The organism is Flagellimonas algicola (genome assembly GCF_005937185.1).
Taxonomy (GTDB): domain Bacteria; phylum Bacteroidota; class Bacteroidia; order Flavobacteriales; family Flavobacteriaceae; genus Flagellimonas; species Flagellimonas algicola.
Map to the genome: position 1 here is coordinate 446,791 of NZ_VCNI01000001.1, position 26,805 is coordinate 473,595.

At 41.1% G+C, this 26,805-nt stretch carries 16 protein-coding genes; 12 read left to right on the top strand and 4 right to left on the bottom strand.

Features of this window, described 5'->3' with window-relative positions; genetic code table 11:
• Nucleotides 1–18 precede the first annotated feature (18 nt).
• Genes FGG15_RS01915 through FGG15_RS01925 form a run of 3 tightly spaced genes read left to right on the top strand, consistent with a single transcriptional unit; the run spans nt 19 to nt 5,179 of the window.
• Nucleotides 19–2,451, top strand: coding sequence for a YfhO family protein (locus tag FGG15_RS01915; protein WP_138832644.1), 2,433 nt, complete (start codon nt 19–21; stop codon nt 2,449–2,451).
• Nucleotides 2,451–3,734, top strand: coding sequence for a glycosyltransferase family protein (locus FGG15_RS01920; protein ID WP_138832646.1), 1,284 nt, complete (start codon nt 2,451–2,453; stop codon nt 3,732–3,734). Before FGG15_RS01915 ends, FGG15_RS01920 begins: the two co-directional genes overlap by 1 nt.
• Nucleotides 3,719–5,179 carry a lipopolysaccharide biosynthesis protein gene (locus tag FGG15_RS01925; RefSeq protein ID WP_138832648.1) on the top strand — a complete coding sequence of 487 codons (1,461 nt, stop codon included), beginning with the start codon at nt 3,719–3,721 and terminating at the stop codon, nt 5,177–5,179. Before FGG15_RS01920 ends, FGG15_RS01925 begins: the two co-directional genes overlap by 16 nt.
• A gap of 49 nt (nt 5,180–5,228) precedes the next feature.
• Here the strand turns inward: FGG15_RS01925 and FGG15_RS01930 are convergent, their stop codons facing one another.
• The 3 genes from FGG15_RS01930 to uvrA form a co-directional block, all read right to left on the bottom strand.
• Nucleotides 5,229–6,521, bottom strand: a complete 1,293-nt coding sequence (locus FGG15_RS01930) for a hypothetical protein (RefSeq protein ID WP_138832650.1) — start codon at nt 6,519–6,521, stop codon at nt 5,229–5,231.
• 167 nt (nt 6,522–6,688) lie between these two features.
• Nucleotides 6,689–7,693 (bottom strand): T9SS type A sorting domain-containing protein, encoded by a 1,005-nt coding sequence (locus tag FGG15_RS01935; protein WP_161991896.1) that lies wholly within the window; start codon nt 7,691–7,693, stop codon nt 6,689–6,691.
• 308 nt (nt 7,694–8,001) lie between these two features.
• Nucleotides 8,002–10,779 carry an excinuclease ABC subunit UvrA gene (gene uvrA / locus FGG15_RS01940; RefSeq protein WP_138832654.1) on the bottom strand — a complete coding sequence of 926 codons (2,778 nt, stop codon included), beginning with the start codon at nt 10,777–10,779 and terminating at the stop codon, nt 8,002–8,004.
• A 249-nt stretch (nt 10,780–11,028) separates the two neighbouring features.
• On the opposite strand from uvrA, the gene FGG15_RS01945 reads away from it, so the two are divergent.
• Nucleotides 11,029–11,610: an RNA polymerase sigma factor gene (locus tag FGG15_RS01945; RefSeq protein WP_138832656.1), complete on the top strand. Its 582-nt coding sequence runs from the start codon at nt 11,029–11,031 to the stop codon at nt 11,608–11,610.
• Nucleotides 11,611–11,858: 248 nt separating this feature from the next.
• Here FGG15_RS01945 and FGG15_RS01950 read toward each other — a convergent pair whose 3' ends face one another.
• Nucleotides 11,859–12,521 carry an endonuclease III domain-containing protein gene (locus FGG15_RS01950; protein WP_138832658.1) on the bottom strand — a complete coding sequence of 221 codons (663 nt, stop codon included), beginning with the start codon at nt 12,519–12,521 and terminating at the stop codon, nt 11,859–11,861.
• Nucleotides 12,522–12,576: 55 nt separating this feature from the next.
• Here FGG15_RS01950 and bcp point away from each other — a divergent pair, with 55 nt between their 5' ends.
• From bcp to FGG15_RS01990, 8 genes are all read left to right on the top strand, one after another.
• Nucleotides 12,577–13,029, top strand: a complete 453-nt coding sequence (bcp, locus tag FGG15_RS01955; protein ID WP_138832660.1) for a thioredoxin-dependent thiol peroxidase — start codon at nt 12,577–12,579, stop codon at nt 13,027–13,029.
• Between the two features lie 144 nt (nt 13,030–13,173).
• Entirely contained in the window at nt 13,174–13,746 is a 573-nt protein-coding gene (locus FGG15_RS01960) for an RNA polymerase sigma-70 factor (RefSeq protein ID WP_138832662.1), read from the top strand.
• A gap of 70 nt (nt 13,747–13,816) precedes the next feature.
• Nucleotides 13,817–14,755, top strand: coding sequence for a FecR family protein (locus FGG15_RS01965; protein WP_138832664.1), 939 nt, complete (start codon nt 13,817–13,819; stop codon nt 14,753–14,755).
• A gap of 147 nt (nt 14,756–14,902) precedes the next feature.
• On the top strand, nt 14,903–18,436 hold the full coding sequence (locus tag FGG15_RS01970; protein ID WP_161991897.1) for a TonB-dependent receptor: 3,534 nt from the start codon (nt 14,903–14,905) through the stop codon (nt 18,434–18,436).
• A gap of 20 nt (nt 18,437–18,456) precedes the next feature.
• Complete coding sequence (locus FGG15_RS01975) at nt 18,457–20,325, top strand: RagB/SusD family nutrient uptake outer membrane protein (RefSeq protein WP_237561720.1); 1,869 nt, start codon at nt 18,457–18,459, stop codon at nt 20,323–20,325.
• A gap of 92 nt (nt 20,326–20,417) precedes the next feature.
• Complete coding sequence (locus FGG15_RS01980) at nt 20,418–23,765, top strand: VCBS repeat-containing protein (protein WP_138832670.1); 3,348 nt, start codon at nt 20,418–20,420, stop codon at nt 23,763–23,765.
• A 9-nt stretch (nt 23,766–23,774) separates the two neighbouring features.
• The gene (locus tag FGG15_RS01985; protein WP_138832672.1) at nt 23,775–25,118 is read left to right on the top strand and encodes a vanadium-dependent haloperoxidase; all 1,344 of its coding nucleotides are present in this window, start codon (nt 23,775–23,777) and stop codon (nt 25,116–25,118) included.
• A 2-nt stretch (nt 25,119–25,120) separates the two neighbouring features.
• On the top strand, nt 25,121–26,797 hold the full coding sequence (locus FGG15_RS01990) for a CRTAC1 family protein (protein ID WP_138832674.1): 1,677 nt from the start codon (nt 25,121–25,123) through the stop codon (nt 26,795–26,797).
• Nucleotides 26,798–26,805: the final 8 nt, after the last annotated feature.

The window sequence follows — 26,805 nt, forward strand, 5'->3', positions numbered from 1 at the left end:
TCTTTTCAAAATCAATCCATGAACCTTTCCGTCAAAGCGCTAAGCACCCATATTTGTGTCATAGCATTCTTTATCCTTGCATCCCTGGTCTATTTTTATCCGGTGCTTCAGGGCAAGGCTATTTTCCAGTCAGATATTGCCCAATATAACGGCATGGCCAAGGAACGTAATGATTACAAAGCGTTGACTGGTGAGGAATCCTACTGGACCAACAGCGCTTTTGGAGGCATGCCCACTTATCAGCTGGGAGCGAACTATCCGCATGATTACATTAAGAAATTAGATCGGCTGATCCGCTTTCTTCCTAGACCTGCTGACTATTTGTTTCTTTATCTTTTTGGATTCTATATTTTGATGCTCTGTCTTAAAGTTGAGTATCGATTGGCCATATTGGGTGCACTGGCATTTGGTTTTTCTACCTATTTGATTATCATTCTTGGGGTTGGGCACAATGCGAAAGCGCATGCCCTTGGGTATATTCCCATGGTTTTGGGAGGGATAGCGCTCGTATTTCGAAAGAAGTATTTATTGGGCTTTATTTTAACGGCACTGGCAATGGCCTTGGAGATAAATGCCAATCATTATCAGATGACCTATTATTTTATGTTGTTGGTATTGATTTTGGGCTTGGTACAGCTTATTTATGCCATTAAGGATAAAAAACTAAAACATTTCTTTGCCTCCGTTGGGATTTTGATTGGAGCCGTCGTTCTTTCCATTGCCACCAATGCCACAGGACTTTTGGCTACCAAGGAATATGCGGATTGGAGTACCCGGGGTAAATCGGAATTGACCATTAACCCTGATGGGAGTCCCAAGGTAGCAACCTCTGGATTGGATTACGATTATATCACACAATATAGTACTGGGATTGCAGAGTCCATGAACATTTTTATTCCAAGATTTTACGGAGGTGCTACCTACGAGGATTTGGGACAAGATTCCGAGGTTTACCAGTTTTGGGTGGATCAGGGAGTACCTCGGCAACAAGCCTTGGAATTTTCCACATCGCTTCCGCTTTATTGGGGAGAGAAGATAATTGAGGCAGGCCCTGCCTATGTAGGAGCAATTATATTGTTCTTGTTTATTTTGGGCCTGTTTATTGTTAAGGGTAAATACAAATGGTGGCTTTTAGTTGGATTTGTTCTTTCATTGTTCTTGTCTTGGGGGCGATATTTCCCAGTTCTGACTAAATTCATGGTCGATTACTTCCCATTATATAACAAATTTAGGGCCGTCTCCTCCATTCAAGTGGTGTTGGAATTATGTGCTCCGGTATTGGGATTGTTGGCACTAAGAGATATTTTTTCAGAAAAGTTAAAAAGGAAAGAACTTCTTAAAAAGCTTAAGCAAAGCGTATTGGTTGTCCTAGGTGTTATAGTTTTGGTCTTTATATCTATGGGCTTTTTTGATTTTGAAGGACTCCGGGATGAGACTTATAGACAGAACTTTGGTGACACCTTTTTATATGTACTTGAAAGTGATCGCCAAGCTGTTTATATCAGTGATACCATTCGTTCATTAATTTACGTGTTGTTGGCGGCTACCGTGTTGTGGTTCTTTATCAAAGATAAAGTAGGAAAGAATTTGATGGCAATTGCTTTAGGTGCCTTGATCTTATTTGATTTGATAGGGGTGGACTTAAGGTATGTCAACGAGGGCGATTTTGTACGCCAACGCCGTGTGGCAACCCCGTTCCAAGCCAGCCAGATTGACCAAATGATCCAACAGGACGATTCCATCTATAGGGTGTTTGATCCCCAGGAAGGGTTAAATGGCGCCAGAACATCCTATTTCCATAAATCCATTGGGGGATACCACGCTGCCAAGCCCAGACAATTACAGGACTTGTTTGAACACCATCTGTACCAGAACAACCTGCAGGTGTTGAACATGCTGAATGTAAAGTACATCATTCAGCAGGATGAAGAAGGGGGTAGTTTTCCGGCCATAAACTATGATGCCAACGGCAATGCTTGGTTTGTTAATAAAATAAAGCCGGTAGGTTCGGCCAATGAAGAGATTCAGGGGTTGACAGATTTTGTTTCCAAGGAGGAGGCCATTGTAAATACTAACACCTATCCCACAGTTACCAAACTAAATTTTGAGTTGGATTCGTTGGCCTCAGTATCTCTGGTGGACTATCGTCCCAATGTGATCAAGTATCAAACAAGTAACGCGAACGATGGATTTGTGGTTTTTTCAGAAATGTACTATCCTCAGGGCTGGAATGCTTTTGTTGATGGAAAATCTGAACCTCACTATAAAGTAAATTATGCGCTAAGGGGAATGAAAGTTCCTGCTGGGGAACACACCATAGAGTTTAAGTTTGAGCCGACAGTTGTTCAGACAGGAAGCCAAGTCGCATTGGCCAGCAATATTTTATTGGGCTTGATCATCATTGGCGGACTTGGGTTTTCATTTCGACCTAAAAAATCCAAAAAAGAATAATGCGCAAAGTGTTGGTCATAGCGTACTATTGGCCACCTGCTGGTGGACCGGGGGTACAGCGTTGGCTGAAATTTGTGAAGTACCTGCGCGATTTTAATGTTGTACCTGTAGTCTATGTTCCGGAAAATCCGCATTATCCTTTGGTGGATGAAAATTTACTTTCGGAAGTGCCAAAGAATGTCCAGATTCTAAAGAGACCGATCAAGGAACCTTATGGGTGGGCATCCCTATTGTCCAAAAAGAAAACTAGAACCATTAGTTCTGGAATAATCCCAGAGAAAAAGCCATCATCCCTTGAAAAAATCTTGCTTTGGGTTAGGGGGAATCTATTTATTCCTGATGCACGCAAGTACTGGGTAAAACCCTCTGTCAAATTTCTTGCAGGGATTATCCAAAAAGAAGGAATTAAAACAATAATCACTACTGGTCCCCCGCACAGTCTTCATTTGATTGGATTAGAACTGAAAACAAAGATGGATGTGCAATGGATATCGGATTTCCGTGATCCATGGACGACCATTGGATATCATAAGAAGCTTCGGTTGACCAGTATATCTCAGAAGAAGCATAGAGACTTGGAAAAAAAGGTGTTGACAAACTCTGACAAGATTGTTGTCACCAGTAAGACTACACAATTGGAGTTTGAATCCCTGACCAATCGACCTATCAAGGTAATCACCAACGGGTTTGATGAAGTGCTAAGCCCTCTGGAATTGGACTCCAAGTTCACCATCTCACATTTAGGCTCACTATTAACAGGAAGAAACCCTATTGCTCTTTGGAAAGTTCTCAGGGAACTGGTCAACGAACGGCCAGAGTTTGCAAAACATTTGATAATTCAATTGGCGGGTGTAGTAGGGGAGGAAGTTTGGGAGTCCATTGGCCAACATGGCTTGCAACCTTATACTCATCAATTGGGATATCTACCCCATAAACAGGTGGTAGAATTACAGCAAAAGTCGCAGATACTATTATTATTGGAAATTGCTTCCGAAGAAACCAAAGGAATTATTCCGGGAAAATTATTTGAATACCTGAACGCAAGAAGACCTATTTTGGCATTGGGGCCAAAGGATTGGGAAGCTGGAAGGATGGTACAGGAAACAAAAGCCGGAATCTCTTTATCCGTTGCTGATGCTCAAGCGTTAAAAAATGTACTTTTGGATTGGTTTGAACAATTTGAAAAAGGTGCATTGAGCGCCAATTCTATAGGAATTGAAAAATTCCACCGCAGGGAATTGACCAAGGAGCTGGTAAATTTTATTACATGGGAATCGTCTTAAAACAGACTCTTACAAATACCATCACAACCTTTGTTGGGTTTGGGTTTGGGGCTTTAAACACCCTTTTTCTTTATACCAATATTCTTGAACCTTCTTACTACGGGTTGGTTACTTTTATTTTGGCCTCGGGCGCTATTCTAATGCCTATAATGTCTGCCGGGGCGCATAATTCCATGGTCAAATTTTATAGTGCTCAGGACGACAAAGACAAAAATGGATTTCTGACATTAATCCTTTTGGCCCCCTTAATGATCATTTTGCCCTTGACGCTAGTGGTCTGGCTATTTTATAACGACATTGGTAATTTTCTTTCCATTCAGAATTCCTTGGTCAAGGATTATATCTGGTATTTGTTTTTGGTAGGACTATCACTGGCTTATTTTGAAGTATTTTATGCTTGGGGTAAGGTTCATCTAAAATCGGTTTTTGGAAATTTCTTAAAGGAAGTGTTTGCCAGGGTTTGCGCAAGCGTATTGTTGGTGTTGTTATATCTGGAAATTATCTCCCTCGACTTTTTTTACCAAGCCCTTGTTGGAGTCTATTTGTTACGCACTCTTTTGATGAAACTGTATGCATATTCCTTGCAGCGTCCTGTTCTCAACCTTAATTTTCCAAAGGAGACCAAACAAATTCTAGGCTATGGTCTCTTAATGGTTCTTGGTGGATCTGTGGCCCTAATTCTGCTTGAGATTGATAAGGTCATGATCAATCAGTTTAGAACATTGGATCAGGTGGCATATTACGGAGTTGCCATTTATATTGCCACAAGCATTATTGTCCCTACTAGGGCCATGCATCAAATAACGTATCCCATGACCGCCAATTATTTGAACAATGGGAATTATTTTGAGTTGGAGAATCTTTATAAAAAAACTTCTTTGACTTCCTTTATTGCTTCTGGGATTCTTTTTGTTTTGATTGTTCTCAACCTAAACGATTTGTACCTAATGATTCCCGAGGAATATCGAGATGGATTTTTCATTGTGTTTCTTATCGGTATGGCCAAGGTTTTTGATTCCTTATTGGGTAATATCACCGCTATACTTTATTACTCAGAATACTATAAATGGGTATTGACTGTGGGGATTTGTTTTGCATTGGCGACTATCCTCCTCAATTTGTGGTTGATTCCCATATACGGCATTGAAGGTGCAGCAATGGCAAGTTTCATTGCTATTTTCCTTTTTAATCTCTCCAAGTTGATTTTTGTAAAACTCAAATTTGGGATGCTACCGATGACGGCTGCCACCTTTAAGGTGTTTGCCACTCTTATGTTGATTGGAGCATTGTTTGGCGTGCTTCAGTTCCCATTTCATCCATTGGTCAATATTGGGTTGAAATCGGCTTTGGTTATTGCCATGTACTTGGGAATTCTTTTTCGTTTTAACATATCTGAGGATGTGTCCGGGGTTTTGGCCAAGTGGCTGAAACGAAAAACCCCGTAGCGGATAAATCCAACTACGGGGTAACAACTAACCAACCTAAAAACTATCTTTATTGCACTCTTCTGGAGCTTCTTGTCCTAGTGCCTGTATTGTTACTTCTTCTTGAAGTGGTATTCCCTGAACTTTTGCGTACCGTTGTTTTAGTACCTCTGCTAACAGTTCTTTTGGGAGCACTGCTTCTGCTAGTCACTGACCTGCTAGTACTTTTTCTAGCCTGGGGCTTTCTATAGCTATTATTTGTGCTACGAGAAACCGTTCTCTTTTGAACATTGTTCCTACTGGTTACCGACCTGTTATTATTTCTGGTCTGGGGTTTCCTGTAGGTAGTGCTTGTACTTCGTGTAACCGTTCTACTTTTTGGGGTAGAAGTGACCTGTCTCTGAGTGACGGTACGGCTGTTGGGCCTTTTGGTCACCTGTCTTTGGGTTACAGTTCTTCCTTCATTGTTTCTCTTAACACTATTACTATTTCTATAATTGCCTTGCTTTACGGATCGATCAACACCAGTACCTCTTTTAACGCTTCTGTTGGAACGACTTACCGTATTGTTTTTTCTGTAATCGTTGTTCCTAAAGTCGTTTCTTTCGGTATATCGGTTGCTTCTACCATAGTCCGCGCCATCTCTTCGTACATGGTTACGTCTGGTAACCCGCTTGTCATTTCTATAGATATTACCTCTTTTATAGTTTCTGTCATTGTATCGGTCGTATCTATATACCTTTCCTCTATGGGCATAACTTCTTCTATAGTTATGTCTGTAAGGTCTGTAGTAAGTATACCTAATAGGTCTATAATACCTTCTGTACGGCCTTGTGTAAACATTACAAAACGTTACAGCCGGTCTAGCAAAATACCTGTGGAAAGGTCTATATACATAGTGTCTGTTATAGATATTGATATATCCAGTGTAGTGACTGAACACTCCTCCGTTGTAAAAGATATTCAATCCACCAAGTCTGCGGACACGCCCATTTCTGTACCATACGTCAACACCACCAATTTGTGAAACACGACCGTAATAGTCGTAATAAATGGGGATGTTCTCTACTTGAACTACGGCACCATAATCGTCATATTGAACAAATGGATTATAGTTATATCCGGAATTGAAGGTTACGCCCACATTTCCAATACGGGCACCAACACCCACATTAACTTGATTGTCGATATAGAAATCGAACTCGCCATCTGGGTAAACTGAAAAAGTCACCCCATTTTCGACAAAGATGAATGAGTTCCCGTAACGATACGCATTTGTGATAAAGGCGGTATCCTCTTTGGCTGCTTGGATATTTGGAACACCCAAAAGCACTGCTGCGATAATGAGTACTAACTTTTTCATACTATAGGGTTTTAGATTCTGAATGCAACTATTTACATTCTGTATAGCATGAACCAAACAGCGTGCCAAAAAAAATTAGATTGACGTAACTAACTGAAAATTAAGTGTATAAAAATTTATTTTAATTCGTCTGCATCTTAAATGATTATAAGCCTTAATGTACAAAGCTATTGCACCATTAATTTTTTGACGGTAGCATGCACCCCGTCTGTGTGATGGCACACTACATAATACAAACCGGAAGGGAAAAGACCAATATCATATTCCTCTTGGGGAGTTCTAAAGGTGGTAACCAGGTTTCCGGTAGCCTCATAGATTTCTATTTTAACGAACTCAATTTCAGAATCAATCCGAAAGACTCCTCTCGTAGGGTTGGGGTAAAGAGAAACTCTTGTTGGTTCATCCTCAACAGTTGGATCATCTTCGGAATCTTCCTCATCTTCCAAATTTTCAAAGTCATCTTCTTGTTCCTCCTCTTCCTCTTGTTGTTCCTCATTCTCATCCAACAAATCTGGACAATAGGGAGGCTCGTCTACAACTGGATTATTACCGGAGATATCTGTATAAAGCGCAAATTCTAAACTGCAAAGGTTTAGTTTTTGTAATTTCTGATGGCCATGAATAAATAGAAGCTTGGCTACCGATTTTAACAATGGAGCATTAATTTCAATCAAATTGGTATTCGAATGAAAATAAAAATTATCGCCAGTAGATTCAAGAACAGGAGTGTTAAAAACTATCAATTCTGGGTTCAAAACAAAATGGATATCTCTATCTGTTATTTTTAAATTAGTAAGATTGACTTCTTCTAATTTTGGATTGGAGTGGAATGAAATTGCACCAGAATTTTTTTCTAAACTTGGTGCCTTAAATTTTTGAAGAGCTTGATTTTCCCAAATAAATAGACTGCCAGAGATGCTGTCCAAAACCGGGAAATCAATTTCAACTAGATTCGTAGCAAACTCTATATATATATCATTGTCAACGTACTTTAAATTTGGGAACACTAATCGAGTTGGATTTTCATAAACCAAATTTTTATAATTTATATGGGTAAGAGTTTCATCGAGAATCTGAACAACTTCTATATCATTTTCAAGACCAACTTTGTTCCCATTGGCGAATGATAATTTGCAAGCAAGTAATAGCGTCAAAAAAGTAATTTTTCTCATAAGCATATTTTAAGTGTTTCTAAAAGATTTGGGATACTAGTATCCACAACTTAAAAGTATGGTAGCCGGTTTCTCAAAATGTGCCTGAATTGATGAATGCCCGTTTTGAATTGACGGATGGGGGTTTTTATGCGATGGATTTGGTTGGGGAGGCAGTTAACAGTTAACAGTTGTCAGTGAACCGTTATCGGGAGTCAATGTTAAATGGTACATTCTAAATGTTGAATGGAAATTGAATTAAGAATTCAAAATTGAAAATTCAAAATCCAGATGTCTTGAGCTTGAACTTGAACTTATGCTTATTATGGTCAGACTTTCTCCCTCAAATACTTCGCAGTAACAGAATCTTGATTTTGTGCCAATTCCTCGGGAGTGCCCTCGGCAACCAAGTTACCACCATTTTCCCCACCTTCTGGGCCGAGGTCTATAATATAGTCGGCACATTTAATCATTTCAATGTTGTGTTCAATAACCAATACGGAGTGACCTTTACCAATGAGCTCATCAAAAGATTTCAGGAGTTTTTTAATGTCGTGGAAATGGAGTCCGGTGGTTGGTTCATCAAAGATGAACAATGCCTTTTCCTTGGTATTCCCTTTTACAAGAAAGGATGCCAGTTTAATACGCTGCGCTTCGCCCCCGGATAGTGTAGAAGAGGACTGCCCCAACGTTACATATCCCAATCCCACATCCTGCAACGGCTGCAGTTTGCTTACAATTTTATCTTGTTTGAATGCTTTAAAATGGTCTATGGCCTCATCTATGGTGAGACTCAGGATATCATGAATGCTCTTTCCCTCAAACTGGACTTCCAGAATCTCTTTTTTGAATCGTTTACCACCACACACATCGCATTCCAAATGCACATCGGCCATGAATTGCATCTCTACGGTGATTTCGCCCTCTCCCTTGCATTTTTCACATCGACCACCATCCACATTAAAAGAAAAATGTTTGGCTTGGTATCCTCTAAGTTTGCTCAGCTTTTGTGAAGCAAAGAGACTTCGGATATCATCATATGCCTTTATATAGGTTACCGGATTGGATCTGGAGGAACGCCCGATTGGATTTTGATCTACAAATTCCACATGCTTGACGTGCGAATACTTTCCTTCGATTTTGGTGAACTGCCCTGCTTTTTCACCATAACCACCCACCTCCTTTAATATAGAGGGGTACAGAATTTTCTTTACCAAGGTACTTTTTCCGCTCCCAGAAACCCCAGTGACCACGGTAAGCATGTTCAAAGGAAAAGTAACATCTATATTTTTGAGGTTGTTTTCCCTGGCTCCAACAATTTGAATGTAATTTTTTGAATTTCTTCGTTCACCGGGCACTTCAATTTCTTTGGTGCCATTCAAATAATCAGCGGTTAGGGAATTGGCCTTTAGAATATGGTCTAAACTTCCGGTGGCTACTACTTCACCTCCCAAGGTTCCAGCTTCTGGGCCAATATCGATAACCTCGTCGGCGGCTTTCATAATGTCCTCATCATGTTCAACCACTATCACCGTATTCCCCAAATCCCGAAGGGAAAGGAGAACTTCTATCAGATTTTCAGTGTCTTTGGGATGCAGGCCAATACTGGGTTCGTCCAAAATATACATGGAACCCACCAAACTACTGCCCAGGGAGGTTGCCAAATTAATGCGCTGACTTTCTCCACCGGACAAGCTATTGGATTTTCTGTTCAGCGTGAGATAACTCAAGCCCACCTTACCTAGAAAGTCCAGTCGCGTGGTGATTTCTTTTAATAATCGCTTGGCAATGGTGTTGTCATGTTCAGAAAGTTGCAATTGCTCAAAAAACGGCGCCAGTTTTTTGATGGGCTGTTCTATCAAATCTGAAATGGAATGCCCACCCACTTTGACATAATCCGCCTCTTTCCGCAGCCTTTTGCCCTTACAAACAGAACATTTGGTTTTACCCCGATATCGGGACAGCATTACTCTGTTCTGGATTTTATAGCTTTTCTCCTCCAATAGTTGGAAAAAACCATGCAGTCCGGTGAAGTGCTCGTTCCCGTCCCACACCAGCTGTTTTTGTTCTTCGGAAAGTTCAAACCAAGGCTTGTGAATAGGGAAATCGAACTTGTAAGCGGAATTCACCAGCTGATCTCTGTACCAGGACATACTTTCGCCCCGCCACGGAAAAATGGCATTTTCGTAAACGGATAGGGCGGTATTGGGAATCACCAAATCGGCATCAATACCAATAACGTCTCCATAGCCTTCACATTTAGGGCACGCACCATAGGGATTGTTGAAACTGAACAAATGCACATTGGGCTCTAGGAACTTCATGCCATCCAACTCAAATTGATTGCTGAACATCTTGGTTTCTCCGCTTTCCAAATTTTCTATGGCACATTGTCCCTTGCCTTCAAAATAGGCATTGTCCACCGCGTTGGCCAAACGGTTGTAAAAATCTTCATCATCCTTAACAATGACCCGATCCACGACCAAATCAAATTCCCGACCTATATCTTCAGGAACTTGGTCAATCCGAAGTACTTGTCCTTTATATTTTATTCTTGCATAGCCTTGTTTGGAAAAAAGCTCCAGGGATTTTAAAGGTTCCCTATCTTCCTTAATGGTTATAGGTGCTAACAATAAGAGTTTAGTTCCTTCTGCCAATGGCTTTATATAATCAATAACGTCCGTTACCGTATTTTTCTTGACTTCTTTGCCAGAAATAGGGGACATGGTCTTACCGATACGAGCAAATAGTAGTTTTAGATAATCATAGATTTCTGTAGTGGTGCCCACCGTAGATCTTGGATTGGTGGAATTCACTTTTTGTTCAATAGCAATGGCCGGAGCTATACCTTTTATATAATCCACTTTCGGTTTGTCCAATTTGCCCAAAAATTGCCTGGCATAGGACGATAAGCTTTCCACATAGCGTCTTTGGCCTTCAGCATACAGCGTATCAAAGGCCAGACTGGACTTTCCAGAACCTGATAGTCCCGTGATGACCACCAGTTTGTTTCTGGGAATAACAACATCTATATTCTTAAGGTTGTGGAGTTTGGCACCTTTTATGATGATATTCTTCTTGGGATCAATATGGTCAACCGAGGTCATATGTTAAAATTTGAGACCCAAAGATACGGTACAAGGCACTTAATACGTATATTGCATGAGTTAACATCGGAAAAAGCCCAAATCACAACATTGTTTTTTCGCGAGCATACTGTTTTTCTATATTTGGTATGTAATTAAAACGCTGATAGGCCTATACAGAAATAATTACTTTTTTAAACTTAAGCTAATAACTCTCAGCCCTTCTTAGGAAAAGGAAGGCTGGCGATTATAACCAAAAAAGTAATTTGTATGGAACTACAGATTGATGACTCGATATTAGTCAAGGATTACATTGCCGGAAACGAAAAGGCCCTTGAGACCTTGATCAACAGGCATAACCAAAGAATTTCCAGTTTTATTTATTCTAAAGTATTGGATAGGGATGTTGCAGAGGACATCTTTCAGGATACTTTTATTAAAGTAATCAAGACCCTTAAAAGAGGTTCCTATAGTGAGGAAGGTAAATTTTTACCCTGGGTGATGCGTATTGCCCATAACCTGATCATAGACCACTTTAGAAAGAACAAAAGAATGCCCAAGTTTGAGGGGAGTGATGATTTCAACATCTTTTCTGTTATCAAGGATGAGAAGCTCAATGCTGAAAAACAAATTATCAAAGATCAGATAGATAGTGACCTTACCCTTTTGATCGAGGAATTGCCAGAAGATCAAAAAGAGGTTTTGATGATGCGTATCTATAAGGACATGAGCTTTAAGGAAATCTCTGAAAACACTGGTGTAAGCATCAATACCGCTCTTGGTAGGATGCGATATGCACTGATTAATCTCAGAAAAATTGTAGAACGAAACAATATCGTTTTAACGAATTAATCTGCATTCCATCGAAGACGACAATATTTCAATTCTAGCGGCGTTATCTAATTGTAACATTAATGCTAGAATATGGAAAACGTTTACTCTGAAGAACAAGAAACCGTAAAATCGGTAAAAGCTAGACGAGAAACCATTGATTTCTTATTGAGCTATTCAAAATCAATTAAAGTAGTTGATTACAAAAATCACAAGTTTGAAGTTACTTTGAACTAAGTAATTTAAAGAAAACGCAAAAAGAGCCGCAATTAGCGGCTCTTTTTGGTTTTTTGGTATTCGTCCAAAACGGATTTTCTTCCTATTGTTTTGGTAATTACATCTTTTTCCAAGTCCCAACCCCGTGCAGGGGAGTACTCCCTTCCGTACCAAATGATCTGCAAATGCAACCGATTCCAGATTTCTTTGGAGAAAAGCCGCTTGGCGTCCCGTTCCGTTTGCACCACATTTTTACCAGTGCTAAATCCCCATCGGTACATTAATCTATGGATATGGGTATCCACAGGAAAGGCAGGAATACCAAAAGCTTGGGAAACTACTACGCTTGCCGTTTTGTGCCCCACGGCTGGTAATTCCTCCAAAAGAGCGATGTCCCTTGGTACTTTTCCATTATACTTTTCAATCAAGATTTGAGAGAGTCCGTGAATTCCTTTTGACTTCATAGGAGATAACCCTACGGGTTTAATGATTTCCCGAATTTCATCCACAGACAATTTAACCATATCATGCGGATTGTCTGCCTTTGCAAATAGCAAGGGTGTAATCTGATTGACCCTGACATCCGTACTTTGGGCAGACATCAATACAGCAATCAGCAGCGTATAAGGATCCTTATGATCTAGCGGAATAGGAATAGTTGGGTATAGCTCATCCAGGGTTTTGACGGTAAAATTCACTTTTTCTTGTTTAGTCATTTTTGTTTAACTTTGAATAAAATAAATTAAACAATTGATTTAAAGGCAAATACATATGAATACATTAAAAGTAGGGGATAAAGTACCAGAATTTTCAGCAAAAGACCAAGATGGGAACATAATTAAATTGAGCGACTACAAGGGTAAAAAATTGGCAGTCTTTTTTTATCCAAGGGCCAATACCCCAACTTGTACGGTTGAGGCGTGCAATTTGAGTGACCACTATGCCGAGCTTAAAGACAATGGCTACGAAATCTTGGGGGTTAGCGAAGATTCTGAACGGAAGCAAACCAATTTTAGAAACAAGTTTAATTTTCCATATCCCTTGCTTGCTGATACAGAGCATACCGTCATTGACACCTTTGGTGTCTGGGGACCAAAAAAGTTTATGGGGCGTGTTTTTGATGGTATTCATCGCATCACTTTTGTCTTGGATGAAGATGGAATAATTACAAAAGTCATAGATAAAGTAAAAGCCAAAAATCATGCTGCGCAGATTCTAGAGTAAGAATTTGAAATTTTAAGACAATTCTAGAATTTTGTGATTTCTTCAAAAAATAAGGCCATTCTTTTGATTATTTAAATAATTGAGGTAATATTACTATTGATTTACAATTTTTATTGATTGGAATCAACTCAACTAACTCTAACAATGGCCTCTGAAAATTTGTTCATACAGACTCCTGTAGCAGTCTCTCATGATAGTAATGAGAGTTTTGAGGTCATACATGATTTATATTTCAACAAACTTTTTCTAATTGCCCGAGGATACATTTCTTCCAAACAGGATGCCGAGGAAATTGTACAGGATGTTTTTGTGAAATTGTGGAAAAAGCAGGAAGAAAATCATAGCATAGACAATCTGACGGGGTACCTGTTTCGAATGACCCGTAACGCATGCCTGGACTTTTTAAGAAGCAAAAAGAACGTACTGGCCATAGAGACCAATCTCGAGCAGCGCCAGAATTTGCTGAACTTCCATGCACTTTCCAACGAAAGTGCCTCCTCCATAATCGAGGATGAATTGCATAAACAAGTTGACAAAGCCATTGACAGGCTTCCAAAAAAATGCAGACAAGTATTTGTCAAAAGCAGGAAAGAAGGCTTGAAACACAAAGAAATTGCCAAGGATCTCAACATTTCCACCAAAACTGTTGAAAACCATATCTCCAAGGCGATCAGGCTTTTAAAGACCCATTTAAGGGATCACTTCACTTTCGAATAAAAAAAAATGAACCTCAAGTAGGGGATAGGTAGTCTTTTATACGTCATTATTATAAAAGGCACACGCTGCAATGAGGAATAAGCACATTTACGATCTTATTGAAGAACGACTTGGTTTTCACAAAAAGAAGCAAGTAATAGAATGGCTACTTAAAAACAAGAGAGCTCAAAAAAAGTACCATATAGCCAAGGCTGAACAGGTGGCCCTGTCTTTACGGGAAGACACCGGAGCGGCAAAACCAGTGCATCCAAGAAAAACTAGGGCATTGCTTAAGTATGCCGCCGTGCTTGTTGTGCTGTTTGGGCTTGCGTTCTATTTTAACTATTCGGTAGACAGCACTGCTGTTGAGACCGAAAACGCCATGGTAATGATTGCTACTTCCATTGGGGAAAAAGAAGAAGTAGTGCTATCTGATGGAACCAAGGTAATCGTAAATGCCAATAGCGTTTTGTCCTATCCTGCAAATTTCACCGGAAACACCAGAGAGGTAATGCTAAAAGGCGAAGCCTTTTTTGAAGTAACTGAAAACAAGGAAAAACCATTTATTGTCAATACCAATGAAGGTATGGATATCAAGGTTTTGGGAACCGTTTTCAATGTAAAGTCCTATCCGGAAGACAAAAAAGTAGAGACCACCCTGGTAAGTGGTAAGGTTCAAGTTGTGGAGCGAAAGGACAATAAGACTGTTTTGCTTTACCCTTCGCAACGGGCAACCTATAACAAATCTGATGATCGTTTGATTATCGATAAGGTTCAGACCGAACCTTTGATTTCTTGGAAAGATGGCAAGTTGATTTATGACGAAGCTCCATTAACGGATGTAATAAAAGATTTGGAGCGGGAGTACGATGTGACTTTTTTGGTTAATTCCGAAGAACTGCTGGAATATAAATTTAAAGGTGTGTTTGATAATCTAAGTATAGATCAGGTGTTGAGCCTGTTTGAATTATCATCACCCATAAAGTGTACCCTAAAACAAAACTATGTAATACTGGAAAAACAAAAATAAAACCGAAAGAATAAAAGTAAAAAGAGGGCGTCTCGCAAACACCCCCTTTGACTAATTACCCAATTGTAGCTAATTAAGTAACTAAAACCATTCAAAATTATGAAAAAAAAGAGACTTTTTTTTTCGTCAATCCCCTTTATTCGGATTATGAAGATTTACTTTCTGTTGGTATGTTTTAGTATGGTAAAAGTCTTGGCATCAGACCTTTACGCTCAAAACATTACCCTAAACATGAAAAATGCCAAACTCAAAACGATTCTTAAAGAAATTGAGAAAAAGAGCGATTACAGCTTTTTTTACAACAGTAGCATTGTCAATGTTGATAAAAAACGGTCGCTGAGTGTCAACAATACCGTTATTGATGACGCGTTGAGTGTACTGTTTTTGGAAACCGAGATTGATTACAGTTATGTAAGGAACCAAATCATCCTTTTTCCCAAAAACCAGCCGGAGATCAAAGAAAAAATCGAGAACCTTTTACGCGAGAACGAGCAAAAGGTTAGCGCAAGTATCAGCCCGGAAAAAATTAACGAGGTCTTAATTGACCACCTTCAGAACACCATTACCGGAACCGTTGTGGACGCAGCAACAAATATTGCTGTACCAGGAGCTTCGGTGGTTGTAAAGAACACAAACAATGGAACGGCCACCGATTTTGATGGCCTGTTTACCTTAGAAGCCGCGCCAGATGCCGTTTTGATTGTGAGCTATTTGGGGTATAGAACCATGGAGGTGCCTGTAAATGGACAAACCAACCTGACCATTCAAATGCAAGAAGATGCTTCGCAGTTGGATGAAGTAGTGGTTGTGGGATATGGTACACAAAGGAAAGCTACGGTAACGGGAGCCGTTACAGCAGTAAAGGGTGCTGTACTGGAATCTTCCCCGGCCATTAGTGTTTCCAACTCCCTAGCTGGTCGATTACCCGGTGTGGTAATCATCCAAACCAGCGGTGAGCCTGGTAACGATGAATCAAACATCACCATTAGAGGTACAAATACTTTGGGTAACAATCAGCCTTTGGTGGTTATTGATGGAATTCCAGATAGAGATGGTGGAATTGGACGTCTAAACCCAAATGACATTGAAAATATATCAGTACTAAAAGATGCTTCTGCAGCTATTTATGGTGCAAGAGCGGCAAATGGTGCGATCATTGTAACAACAAAGCAAGGGCAAACAGGAAAGCCAACGATTACCTATACCGCAGATTTCGGATTGAGCCAACCCACTTTTGTGCCCGAAATGTCAAATGCTGTTGAGTATGCCGATATAAGAAATGAGTTACCTATTTACAACTTACCGGCCAGTGAGTGGACTGCTGCGTCTCAAGCCATCCGTACTAACGGAAGTTATACGCCGTTAGATCCTGGAACTGGAGTTGTTAATGCCGTATTTAGTCCTGCGGATGTGCAGGGTTATCTGAACCAATCTGACCCTTATCTCTATCCGGATAGTGATTGGTTTGATGCAACTTTTAAAGATTGGACAAGCCAAAGCAGACATAACCTGTCCATTTCAGGAGGTTCTGAGAAAATAAAGTATTTCTCCTCCTTGGGGTATTCCGATCAAGATGGTATTTATGAGAATTCAAGTACCCGATATCAACAATACAATTTTAGGTTAAACACCACGGCAACTATAAACGACTATGTTACTGCAAAGATGGGCATGGCGTACAGAAAAGAGGATAGATCACTTCCTACTGAAAGTTCTGATGCCATTTTTAGAATGTTGATGAGAGGTAAGCCTACCGATGTTGCCGTTTGGCCGGGCGGACTTCCGGGTCCAGATATTGAAAATGGGCAGCAACCAGTGGTAATCGCCACCAACGAAACAGGATATGATCGAGAGAAAAGGGATTATCTTCAATTTACAGGATCGGTGGATATCACCAACCCTTGGATTGATGGTCTAAAATTGACCTTGTTGGCTGGAGTTGACCAAAGATTTGATCAAAGAAAATTATGGGAAACCCCTTGGGACCTCTATTTCTTGGACAGGGATACCTATGTAAATACGGGTGAAGTAATTCTCAATGGAGCACAACGTTCCTCATTTACGGCCCCACAATTACAGCAATGGTCCAGAAATCAGTTGAATGTGAACCTTACGGCACTTTTGAATTATGAGAAATCTTTTGGAGACCACACAATTGGTGCGTTGGCCGGGGTAACTCGAGAGACCATTAATATTGAAGAACTTTTTGGTAGTAGATTAAACTTCCTTTCTGATGCCATTGACCAGCTAACCGTAGGTGGTGAAGATGGGCAAGTCGCAGATGGTGTAGCCTTCAATAGAAATAGATTAGGTTATTACGGAAGGGTTCAATACAACTTTAAGGAAAAATATTTGGCAGAGTTTATCTGGCGATATGATGGTTCCTATATATTCCCTGAAAATGATAGATTTGGGTTCTTCCCAGGATTCTTGGTAGGTTGGAATATTTCCAACGAGGAATTCTTCAATGTTGATTTTGTCAACAACTTAAAAATCAGAGCTTCATACGGACAAATGGGTAATGATCAAGTGGCCTTTGATGATGATGGTGACGGTCTAATTTCCGATGATGAGCTTAGGGAATATGCATACCTTTCCATATACGATTTTAATAGATATCCAATCAACGGAGCGGTACAGACCACTATATTAGAACCGCTGTTGGCCAATAACAACTTTACATGGGAGCGCGCCAACAACTTCAACATTGGTTTGGATGGTAGGCTCATGGACAACAAGATTGCCTTTGTGTTGGAGTATTTCTTGAACAAGCGGGATCAAATCCTGATTCAGCAAACCGGTTCCACTCCTGGTTCTTCAGGTATTGCTGATAGGTTACCTCCTGTAAATGCTGGAGAAGTGACCAACAAAGGATTTGAGTTTGCCTTGAACTATTTTGGCGGAGACCCCGATGGATTTAGCTGGGATGCCGGAATCAATGGTGGTGTTGCAAAGAACACCGTGGATTTTATGGATGAAGTTCCAGGAGCGCCATCATATCAAAGAATGGAGGGCAAACCGATTAGAAGCCACTTTGTGTTCCAATCTGATGGAGCGTTTTTGGATGAGGCCGAAATAGCCGCCAATACCTTAGACTATAGTGGGGTTACTTCCCAGCTTAGACCTGGCGACATGAAATTTAAGGATATCAACAATGATGGCGTAATTGATGGGGACGATCAAGTTCGTTTGGATGAAAATGATACCCCTACCTTTAACTTTGGTGCAACATTCAATGCATCCTATAAGAATTTTGATCTTTCAGTGTTATTGCAGGGAGCAACAGGTGCTTCCCTTCGTATCTTCACTGAATCCGGTGACATAGGTAACTATTTAAAGTATAGCTATGATAACCGATGGAGTATAGACAATCCTAGCAGTGTACATCCAAGGTTGGCCAGTAGGGGAGATACCTATTATACAGGTGGATCCTTTGGTCAAAACTCTTATCTATTGTTCAGCAAGGATTACCTTAGAATTAAGAACGTGAGCGTGGGCTACAATTTCCCAACTGATGTTATTGCACCATTTGGGCTATCAGCCGCAAGGGTGTACTTAAGTGGTCTGAACTTGGCAACCTTTGCCGAAAACAAGATTTTCGATCCGGAATCCAATGCCGGTAACGGAAGGGCTTATCCACAATCTAGGGTAATTAATGCAGGATTTAGTTTAACTTTTTAATAAAATTGGTTATGAAAATTATGAAAAAATGGGTTGCATTTGTTTTGATGGCCTTCGCGCTGTTTATTTCGTGCAACGACGACTTTTTGAACACAGAGCCCAAGGATAGTGTATCTTCGGATGCCACTTGGGGAGATGCCGCTTTGTCACAAGCTTTTGTTTTTGGAATTTATTCTGCACTAGGAAATGCAGGATTTGAAGAAGAAGGACTTTCAGCTTTGACGGATGAAGCAATGTTTACACACTCAGGAAGGGGAATTGATGTTCTTATGGAGGGAACTTCAACGCCGTCCAACCTTGGTAACGAGAGAATTCTACCAACTTGGGAAGAATTATATGGTGCCATCCGTAATGCCAACATTGCACTAACGGAGTTACCAGAAGCAACCTTTGACGATGCTGACCTGAAGGAAAGACTGATGGGAGAGAGCCATTTTTTAAGGGCTTATTATTATCATCAATTGTTAAGACACTTTGGAGGTGTGCCAATTATTGATGTGGCGTATAACCTCGGAGACGATTTCAGCATCGCTAGAAACACCTATGCGGAAACTGTTGACTTTATTATCAGTGATTTGGATACGGCTGCAGGTATGTTGGCCAGCAAGGACATCACAAAAGGAAGGGCAAGTCAATTGGCTGCCTTGGCCTTAAAGGCCCGCGTATTGTTATATGCGGCGAGTGATTTGCACCATGGGCCAACAGCCTCTGGTAATTCCGGAACATTAAGTTCCTTTTCCAATTTGGAATTGGTAGCCTATACTTCCGGCGATCAAGCCTCTCGCTGGCAAGCGGCCAAAACTGCGGCTAAAACTGTTTTGGACATGTCATCAGGATATAAATTGGATTTAAATGCCCCGGTATCCGCCGAAGAAGGTGAAGCCAACTATGTGTCCCTTTCCATGGGAGGTGGAAGTAGCGTTGGTGATGCCGCTGCAGCTGTTGAATTGATTTGGGAGCGAACCCATACAGGTTTGTATACCGAAGAAAACGATTGGCCCTTGGGTGGTATCAATGTTGGGGTGAACAATGGCCCTAATGGTTATCACAACTGGGCCGGAAATACCCCCATTCAGCAATTGGTGGATGACTACGAAATGATGGATGGTTCCCAGTTTGATTGGAATAACCCTACTCATGCCGCAGACCCATTTGCCAATAGGGATCCACGTTTTTATGCCACCGTGCTATACGATGGTTCCGATTGGAAACCCCGCCCATCCGACGTAGTGAGTATAGATCCAGTGGACCAAATCCAGACAGGTTCTTATGATGATGGCGCTGGAGGAACAATCCCAGGGGTAGATACAAGACAGTCCCCAATTGAGGATTGGAATGGAAGTAGAACCGGTTATTATGTAAGAAAGTTTATTGACCCGGATCCAGGATTAGTGGATAACCGTTCCAATGCGCAAGTGGTTCCATGGCCGTTCATAAGGTACACAGAAGTGGCCTTGAATTATGTGGAAGCCTGCATTGAAACTGGAGACGAAGCTGAAGCGATTGCGTGGCTGAACAGAATCCGTTACAGGGTTGGAATGCCTGCCGTTGCTGATACCGGAGATGCATTAAGAGACCGTTACAGAAATGAAAGACGGATTGAGTTGGCCTACGAGGAGCACCGATATTTTGATGCAAGACGTTGGATGATTCCGGAGGAAACCATTGGAAGGGGAATACAGGTAATGCAGACTTCGGCAACCGTTAAAGGCGGTCAAACAGCACATATACCGTACCGACATGATAAGGATGTTTATGATTATCTATATGTACCCATTGATAATACAGACAATGAAACCCGTATTTGGGATGACAAAATGTATTACAGGGTAATTAGTAGGGATGAAATCAATCGTAACGAATTATTGGTACAAAACCCCGGATACTAATTTGAATATTAAGTTTAGGTTTATTAGTTAATTTCGTTTGAGTTAGTGGAAAATCCGTCCTTTCATTAGGATGGATTTTTTCCATTCCAGATATGATACATAACCTCAGAAATATTACTTCAGCTTGGGCACTTTGCCTACTGTTACTTTTTGGATGCAAAGAAGAATCCAATGAATCAGTAAATCCCAAAGAGTACCAAGTTGAGGAGAGGTTGTTTACCCTGCTTTCCCCTGAACAAACCAATATCCATTTTCAAAATCAGCTGCAAGAGAATCTCAACATCAATGTTTTGATGTATGAATATCTCTATAACGGCGGTGGGGTTGCCGTTGGTGATTATAATGGGGATGGGAATATCGACATCTATTTTTCTGCTAATTTGGGTGACAACCGATTGTACCTAAATAGAGGGGACATGCGGTTTGAAGATGTCACCTTGGCTTCTGGGACTACTGGAAGAAAAGGACCTTGGAAAACTGGGGTAAGTTCTGTGGACATCAATAGTGATGGCAAGTTGGACATTTACCTTTGTTATTCTGGCGCCTTACCGGACGTGAAGCGAAAGAATCAATTGTTCATCAATAAAGGGAACAATGAAAATGGAATACCCATTTTTGAGGAAAGTGCCAAGCAGTATGGATTGGATACCGCGGCCTTTAGCAATCAAGCTCATTTTTTTGACTATGACCACGACGGAGACTTGGATGTGTTGATGCTCAACCACAACCCAAAATCCTTACCTGTATTAAATGAGACCAGTACCAAGAACCAATTGAAAATTGATGATCCGCATCGCGGTCTTCGTCTGTTCAAACAAACGAATGGTTTTTTTCAAGATGTAACCCCAAATTCTGGGGTAAGTGGTTCGGCCTTGAGCTATGGGTTGGGATTGTGTATTAGCGATGTCAACAATGACGGTTGGGAAGATTTTTACGTGTCCAATGATTATACCATCCCCGACTATCTCTATATAAACAATGGCGACGGCACTTTTACAGACCAGTTGAAAACCAGCATGGGCCATACCAGCCATTTTTCCATGGGAAATAACATTGCGGATATTGACAACGATGGGTGGATGGACATCTATACCTTGGATATGCTACCGGAGGATAACCGCAGACAAAAACTACTACTTTCCCCGGACAATTATGAAAAGTTTGATTTAAATATACGTAGCGGATTCCATTACCAATACATGCGTAATATGTTGCAACGCAACAATGGAAATGGCACCTACAGTGAGATAGGGCAGTTGGCCGGAGTTTCCAATACAGATTGGAGCTGGTCTGCTTTGTTGGCCGATTTTGACAATGACGGTTGGAAAGATCTCTATGTTACCAATGGATATTTTAGGGACTATACCAACCTGGATTTCATCAATTATATGGAAGATTATGTCCAGTCCAAAGGGAGATTGGTTAGGGAAGACGTATTGGAGATTATCAAACAAATGCCCTCAACGGATTTGTTAAACTATATGTTCATCAATAAAGGCGGATTGGAATTTGAGAACAAAACCCAAGCCTTGGGGTTTGGTCAGGTGTCCAACAGCAATGGCGCCGCTTATGCGGATTTGGACAATGATGGCGATTTGGACTTGATCGTGAACAACATCAACAAGCCTGCATTTATTTATCAAAATGAGTCCAATAAAAAGTATAATTACCTTCAAGTAAAATTGAAAGGGAAGCCTGGGAATCTACGTGGTTTGGGCGCAAAAGTAAGCTTGTATTCCCAAGATGGAATCCAAATCCAAGAACAAATGACCACCAGGGGCTATCTATCGTCCGTTTCAGATGTTATGCATTTTGGTCTAGGTGATGTGTCTTCCGTGGATTCACTAAAAATAAGATGGAGTAGTGGTCAAGTGCAGATGTTGACCCATGTTTCGCCCAATCAAGTGTTACAACTGGAAGAGTCCAACGCGGTTCCTTCAGCGGATAAAATCACGCAAAGTTCAGGGCAGTTCTTTAAAGAAGTTACCGCACCAATTGATTATGCCAACCAACAAGTGCAGATCAATGATTTTAAGCGACAATCACTACTGCTCGAAGAGTTTTCCCATAACGGCCCGTGCCTTAGCAAAGGTGATGTTAACAATGATGGGAGGGAAGATGTTTTTATTGGCGGAGCCCAAAACCAATCAGCTGCGCTATTTGTGCAAGATGACACCGGTCGTTTTCAAAGACTGAATATTCCAGATTTTGATACTGACAAGGAATTTCACGATTCCGAAGCGTCTTTTTTGGATGTTAATGCTGATGGTAATCCGGACCTTTATGTGGCCAGCGGAGGTTATCACCATTTGGATCCTAATGACGAACTTTTGCAAGATCGCTTGTATTTAGGTGATGGAAAAGGAAATTTCTCCAAAAAAGAAGATGCACTCCCCGCAATGCATGTTAGCTCAGGTTGTATGGCATTCAAGGATATTAACGGAGACGGATACCCAGATTTGTTTGTTGGAGGAAGGGTGGTTCCCGGTCGGTACCCGGAAACTCCGGAAAGTTTTATTCTAATGAATGACGGGAAGGGCAATTTTAAGGATCAGACCACACAATTGGCACCTAAAATTTCCAAGTTGGGAATGGTTACAGATGCTGTATGGGCAGATTTGGATGCTAATGGAAAACATGAACTGGTTGTAGTAGGGGAGTGGATGCCCATTACCGTTTTTTCTTTGGATCAGGGTAAACTAGTGGAATCAACAGAACATTTTTTTGGAAATTCCTATCAGGGATGGTGGAACACTATACATATTGAGGATTTGAACAAAGATGGGACACCGGACATTGTTGTGGGCAATATGGGGACAAATACCCAGTTTCAGGCCTCGGCAACGGAACCGCTGGAACTCTATTATGATGATTTTGATCAAAATGGTGCGGTAGACCCCATATTCTGCTTTTACATTCAAGGAAAAAGTTATCCCTTCATAACCAGGGATGAACTGCTTGGACAATTGACTCATTTAAGACCCAAATTCAATAGCTATAGCAGCTATGCTGACGCCAACTTATCAGAAATTTTTGGCGAAGAGACTACTGCAAAAGGTAAAAAGCTATCTGTGAATCACATGAAAACAACTTTGTTTATGGGAACACAAGATGGAACGTTCGAAGAAATAGAGCTTCCCAGACAAACCGAATTTTCTCCAGTAAATGAGATTATTTCTATGGATTTTGATCAGGACGGACATCTAGACCTCTTGTTGCTGGGCAACAATCATCGTTTTAAATTACGATTGGGAAAATTTGATGCGAACTACGGAACATTATTATTGGGAGATGGGAATGGGAACTTTTCGTATGCAGAACAGACCACGTCCGGATTGCGCATAGATGGGGTTGTGGAAAGTGCCGTGATTTTGAATGACCTATTGCTACTGGGTATACAGGGTGATTCCCTGAAAGCCTATCAATTTGAAGCCAATTAACTGTCGTGCATGAAAAAAGTGATTTCAAAATCATACTGGATTGTTGCGGTTGCAGTCTTCATAAATGCCTGTAGTGAACGTAAAGAATACACAGAACAGGATGTAGTCCTGGAATGGGCAAAAATGGCCACGTATATTACCCAATTTACCCCGGCAAATTCCCCAACTTTTGCTTCCCGTGGGTTTGGTTACATTGGGCTGACCATGTATGAGTCTGTGGTACCTGGTTTTGAAAGCAATAATTCAATGCAAGGCCAACTCAATGGTTTGGATCAACTACCACAACCGGAAAAGGATAAAACCTATAATTGGGAACTATCCCTGAACGCTGGACAAGCCCAAATTTTACGGCAGATTTATCTGCAAACTTCAGATGAGAACAAGGCCCGTATAGATTCGTTGGAACAGGAAATATACCGTAGTTATTCAGACAAGATCAACGATTTGGAAATTGTGGAACGATCCGTTTCCTACGGAAAGGAAGTAGCGAATGCCATTTTTGAATGGTCAAAATCTGATGGAGGGCACCGTGGGTATCTTTATAATTTTGATAAAGAAATGATTCACCCAGAGCGACCAGGTTCCTGGAAACCTCCATTGTTTGCTCAGTCATTCAGTCATTATCCCTTGCATCCGCATTGGGGTGAAAACCGAAGGTTTTTAAAGGAAAATGCAGCATTGGAAGTGCCATATATGATTCCGTACGATACCATACCAGGCTCTCCATACTATGAGGAATATATGGAAGTCTATAAAAAGGATTTGGCACTCACCCAAGAGGAAAAAGAAGCCGCCATTTGGTGGGGAGATGACCCTGATGTATCATTTACCCCCCCGGGTCACTCCTATTATTATGTAACATTGGCTGTAGAAAAGAAACTTCCCAGTATGATTGAGGCAGCCGAAGCCTATGCCAAAACAAGCATTGCTGTGGCAGATGCCTTTATCAACTGTTGGGAATGGAAGTATCACTTTTTCTCTGAGCGGCCCAATACCTTTATCCCCAAATTTATTGACCAGGAATGGGAGTCTTTTTGGCCCGACCCTCCATTTCCAGCTTTTCCATCGGGTCACGCTATCAACGCCGGCGCTATGGCTACAGTTTTGGAGCATGAGTTTGGAAAAGAAGTCCAGATTACGGACAGGGCCCATGAAGGAAGGGAGCGGGACGAAGTTAGGGATACAGATTTTGTGGTACGATCCTTCAACTCCTTTTGGGAAGCGGCCCAGGAAACAGCGGATTCTAGGTTTTATGGTGGTATTCACACACCACAGGACAATAGGGTGGGCTTGGATGAAGGGATGAAAATAGCTCAAAATGTAATCAACTTAAACTGGAGGAAATCAGACTGATTATGCACAAATTTTCCCTAGCCATTCATTTGGTCCTTTTATGTCCTTTCCTTCTTCCAGCACAGAAAATGTTCACGGATGTCACCGAGGATGCCGGAATTGAACACCAGTTTTTGGTTTATGAGGGAACCTTTGGAGGTGGTGCTGTAGCTTTCGATATAAATAACGATGGACTAGAGGATCTCTACATTACAGGCGGTACAGCATCGGATGTATTATATCTGAATCAAGGGGAGGGGAAGTTCAAAAACGTATTTGAGGAATCTGGTTTGGAATTGACTTCGGATTATGTTACCCAAGGTGTGGCCAGTGCAGATGTAAATAAAGATGGATGGCGGGACCTTTTTATAACCACCATAAATTCCGAGGATAATACTACCGTAATTCCAAGGGCAAAAAATCTACTTTTTATCAATAATGGGGATGGCACTTTCAGGGATGCTACCACTTCCTATGGTTTAGAGGAGTTTAACTCCTTTAGTACGGGCGCTTCATTTGGGGATGTAAATGCGGATGGCTATCCAGATTTGTACGTGGGAAATTATTTTGTGGAGTTCACAGGAAAATTGGGCATACTTAAGGATGCCACCATCGCCAGTGCCCATCAGACATCAAAGGACTATCTGTTCATCAATAAAGAAGGAAAGCATTTTGAAAACCAGTATGAGGAGTACGATCTTGGCCATAAAGGCTTTGGTTTTGGAAGTGTTTTTACGGATTATGATAATGATGGCGACCAGGACATTTTTGTCCATAACGATTTTGGGTATAAGGCTGTTCCCAACTTTCTATACAGAAATAGGTCACCTTGGAAGGGTTTCAAGGATGTAAGCGAAGAAAAAGAAATGGATCTTAAGATCAATGCCATGGGGGCGGCGGTAGGCGATTATAATGAAGATGGCCTGCTGGATTATTTTGTGACCAACATCAAGTTCAACTATTTAATGCAAAACCACGGTGGCAACAAACCCTTTGTGAATGTGGCCAAAGAAACGGGCGCCTACAGTTTTGCCATTAGTTGGGGAGCGAATTTTGCCGATTTTGACCATGACACTGATTTGGACATTTACGTGTCCAATGGGGATTTAAATCCCAATTGTAATCCTATGGCCAATTTTTATTACGACAATCAGGATGGAAGTTTTATTGAAAATGCCAGTTTAAAGGGAATCAATGACCCGGGAGTGGGCAGGGGTTCTGTGGTATTTGATATGGACAACGATGGGGATTTGGATATATTGGTAGTCAACCAAAAGCCCATTCATGAAAACTACCGAGTACCTTCCGTTACCAAATTGTTCCGAAATGATGGGGCAAAAGGGAACTGGTTTAAAGTTGCCCTTAAGGGTACAGCATCCGAAGCCAATGGCATTGGTGCTAGGGTAGAGATATTCGCGGATGGGAAACACATGATTCGGGAAATTGACGGGGGTAATTCCAGCCATATGTCCCAAAATTCCACAATAGCCCATTTTGGTCTGGGAACGGCCAACACGGTTGAAAGGATTGTGGTGACATGGGCTGGCGGTAAAAAACAAGAACTCACCAACCAAAAAGCGAACACTTCCATTTTAATCATGGAAAATCCCGAAAACAAAACCTCCTTCTGGATTTATGCCGCTATAGCACTAGCAGCCATAATTACTGCTTGGCAATTTCTTAAGCTTAAAAAACGATAAACCCTGAA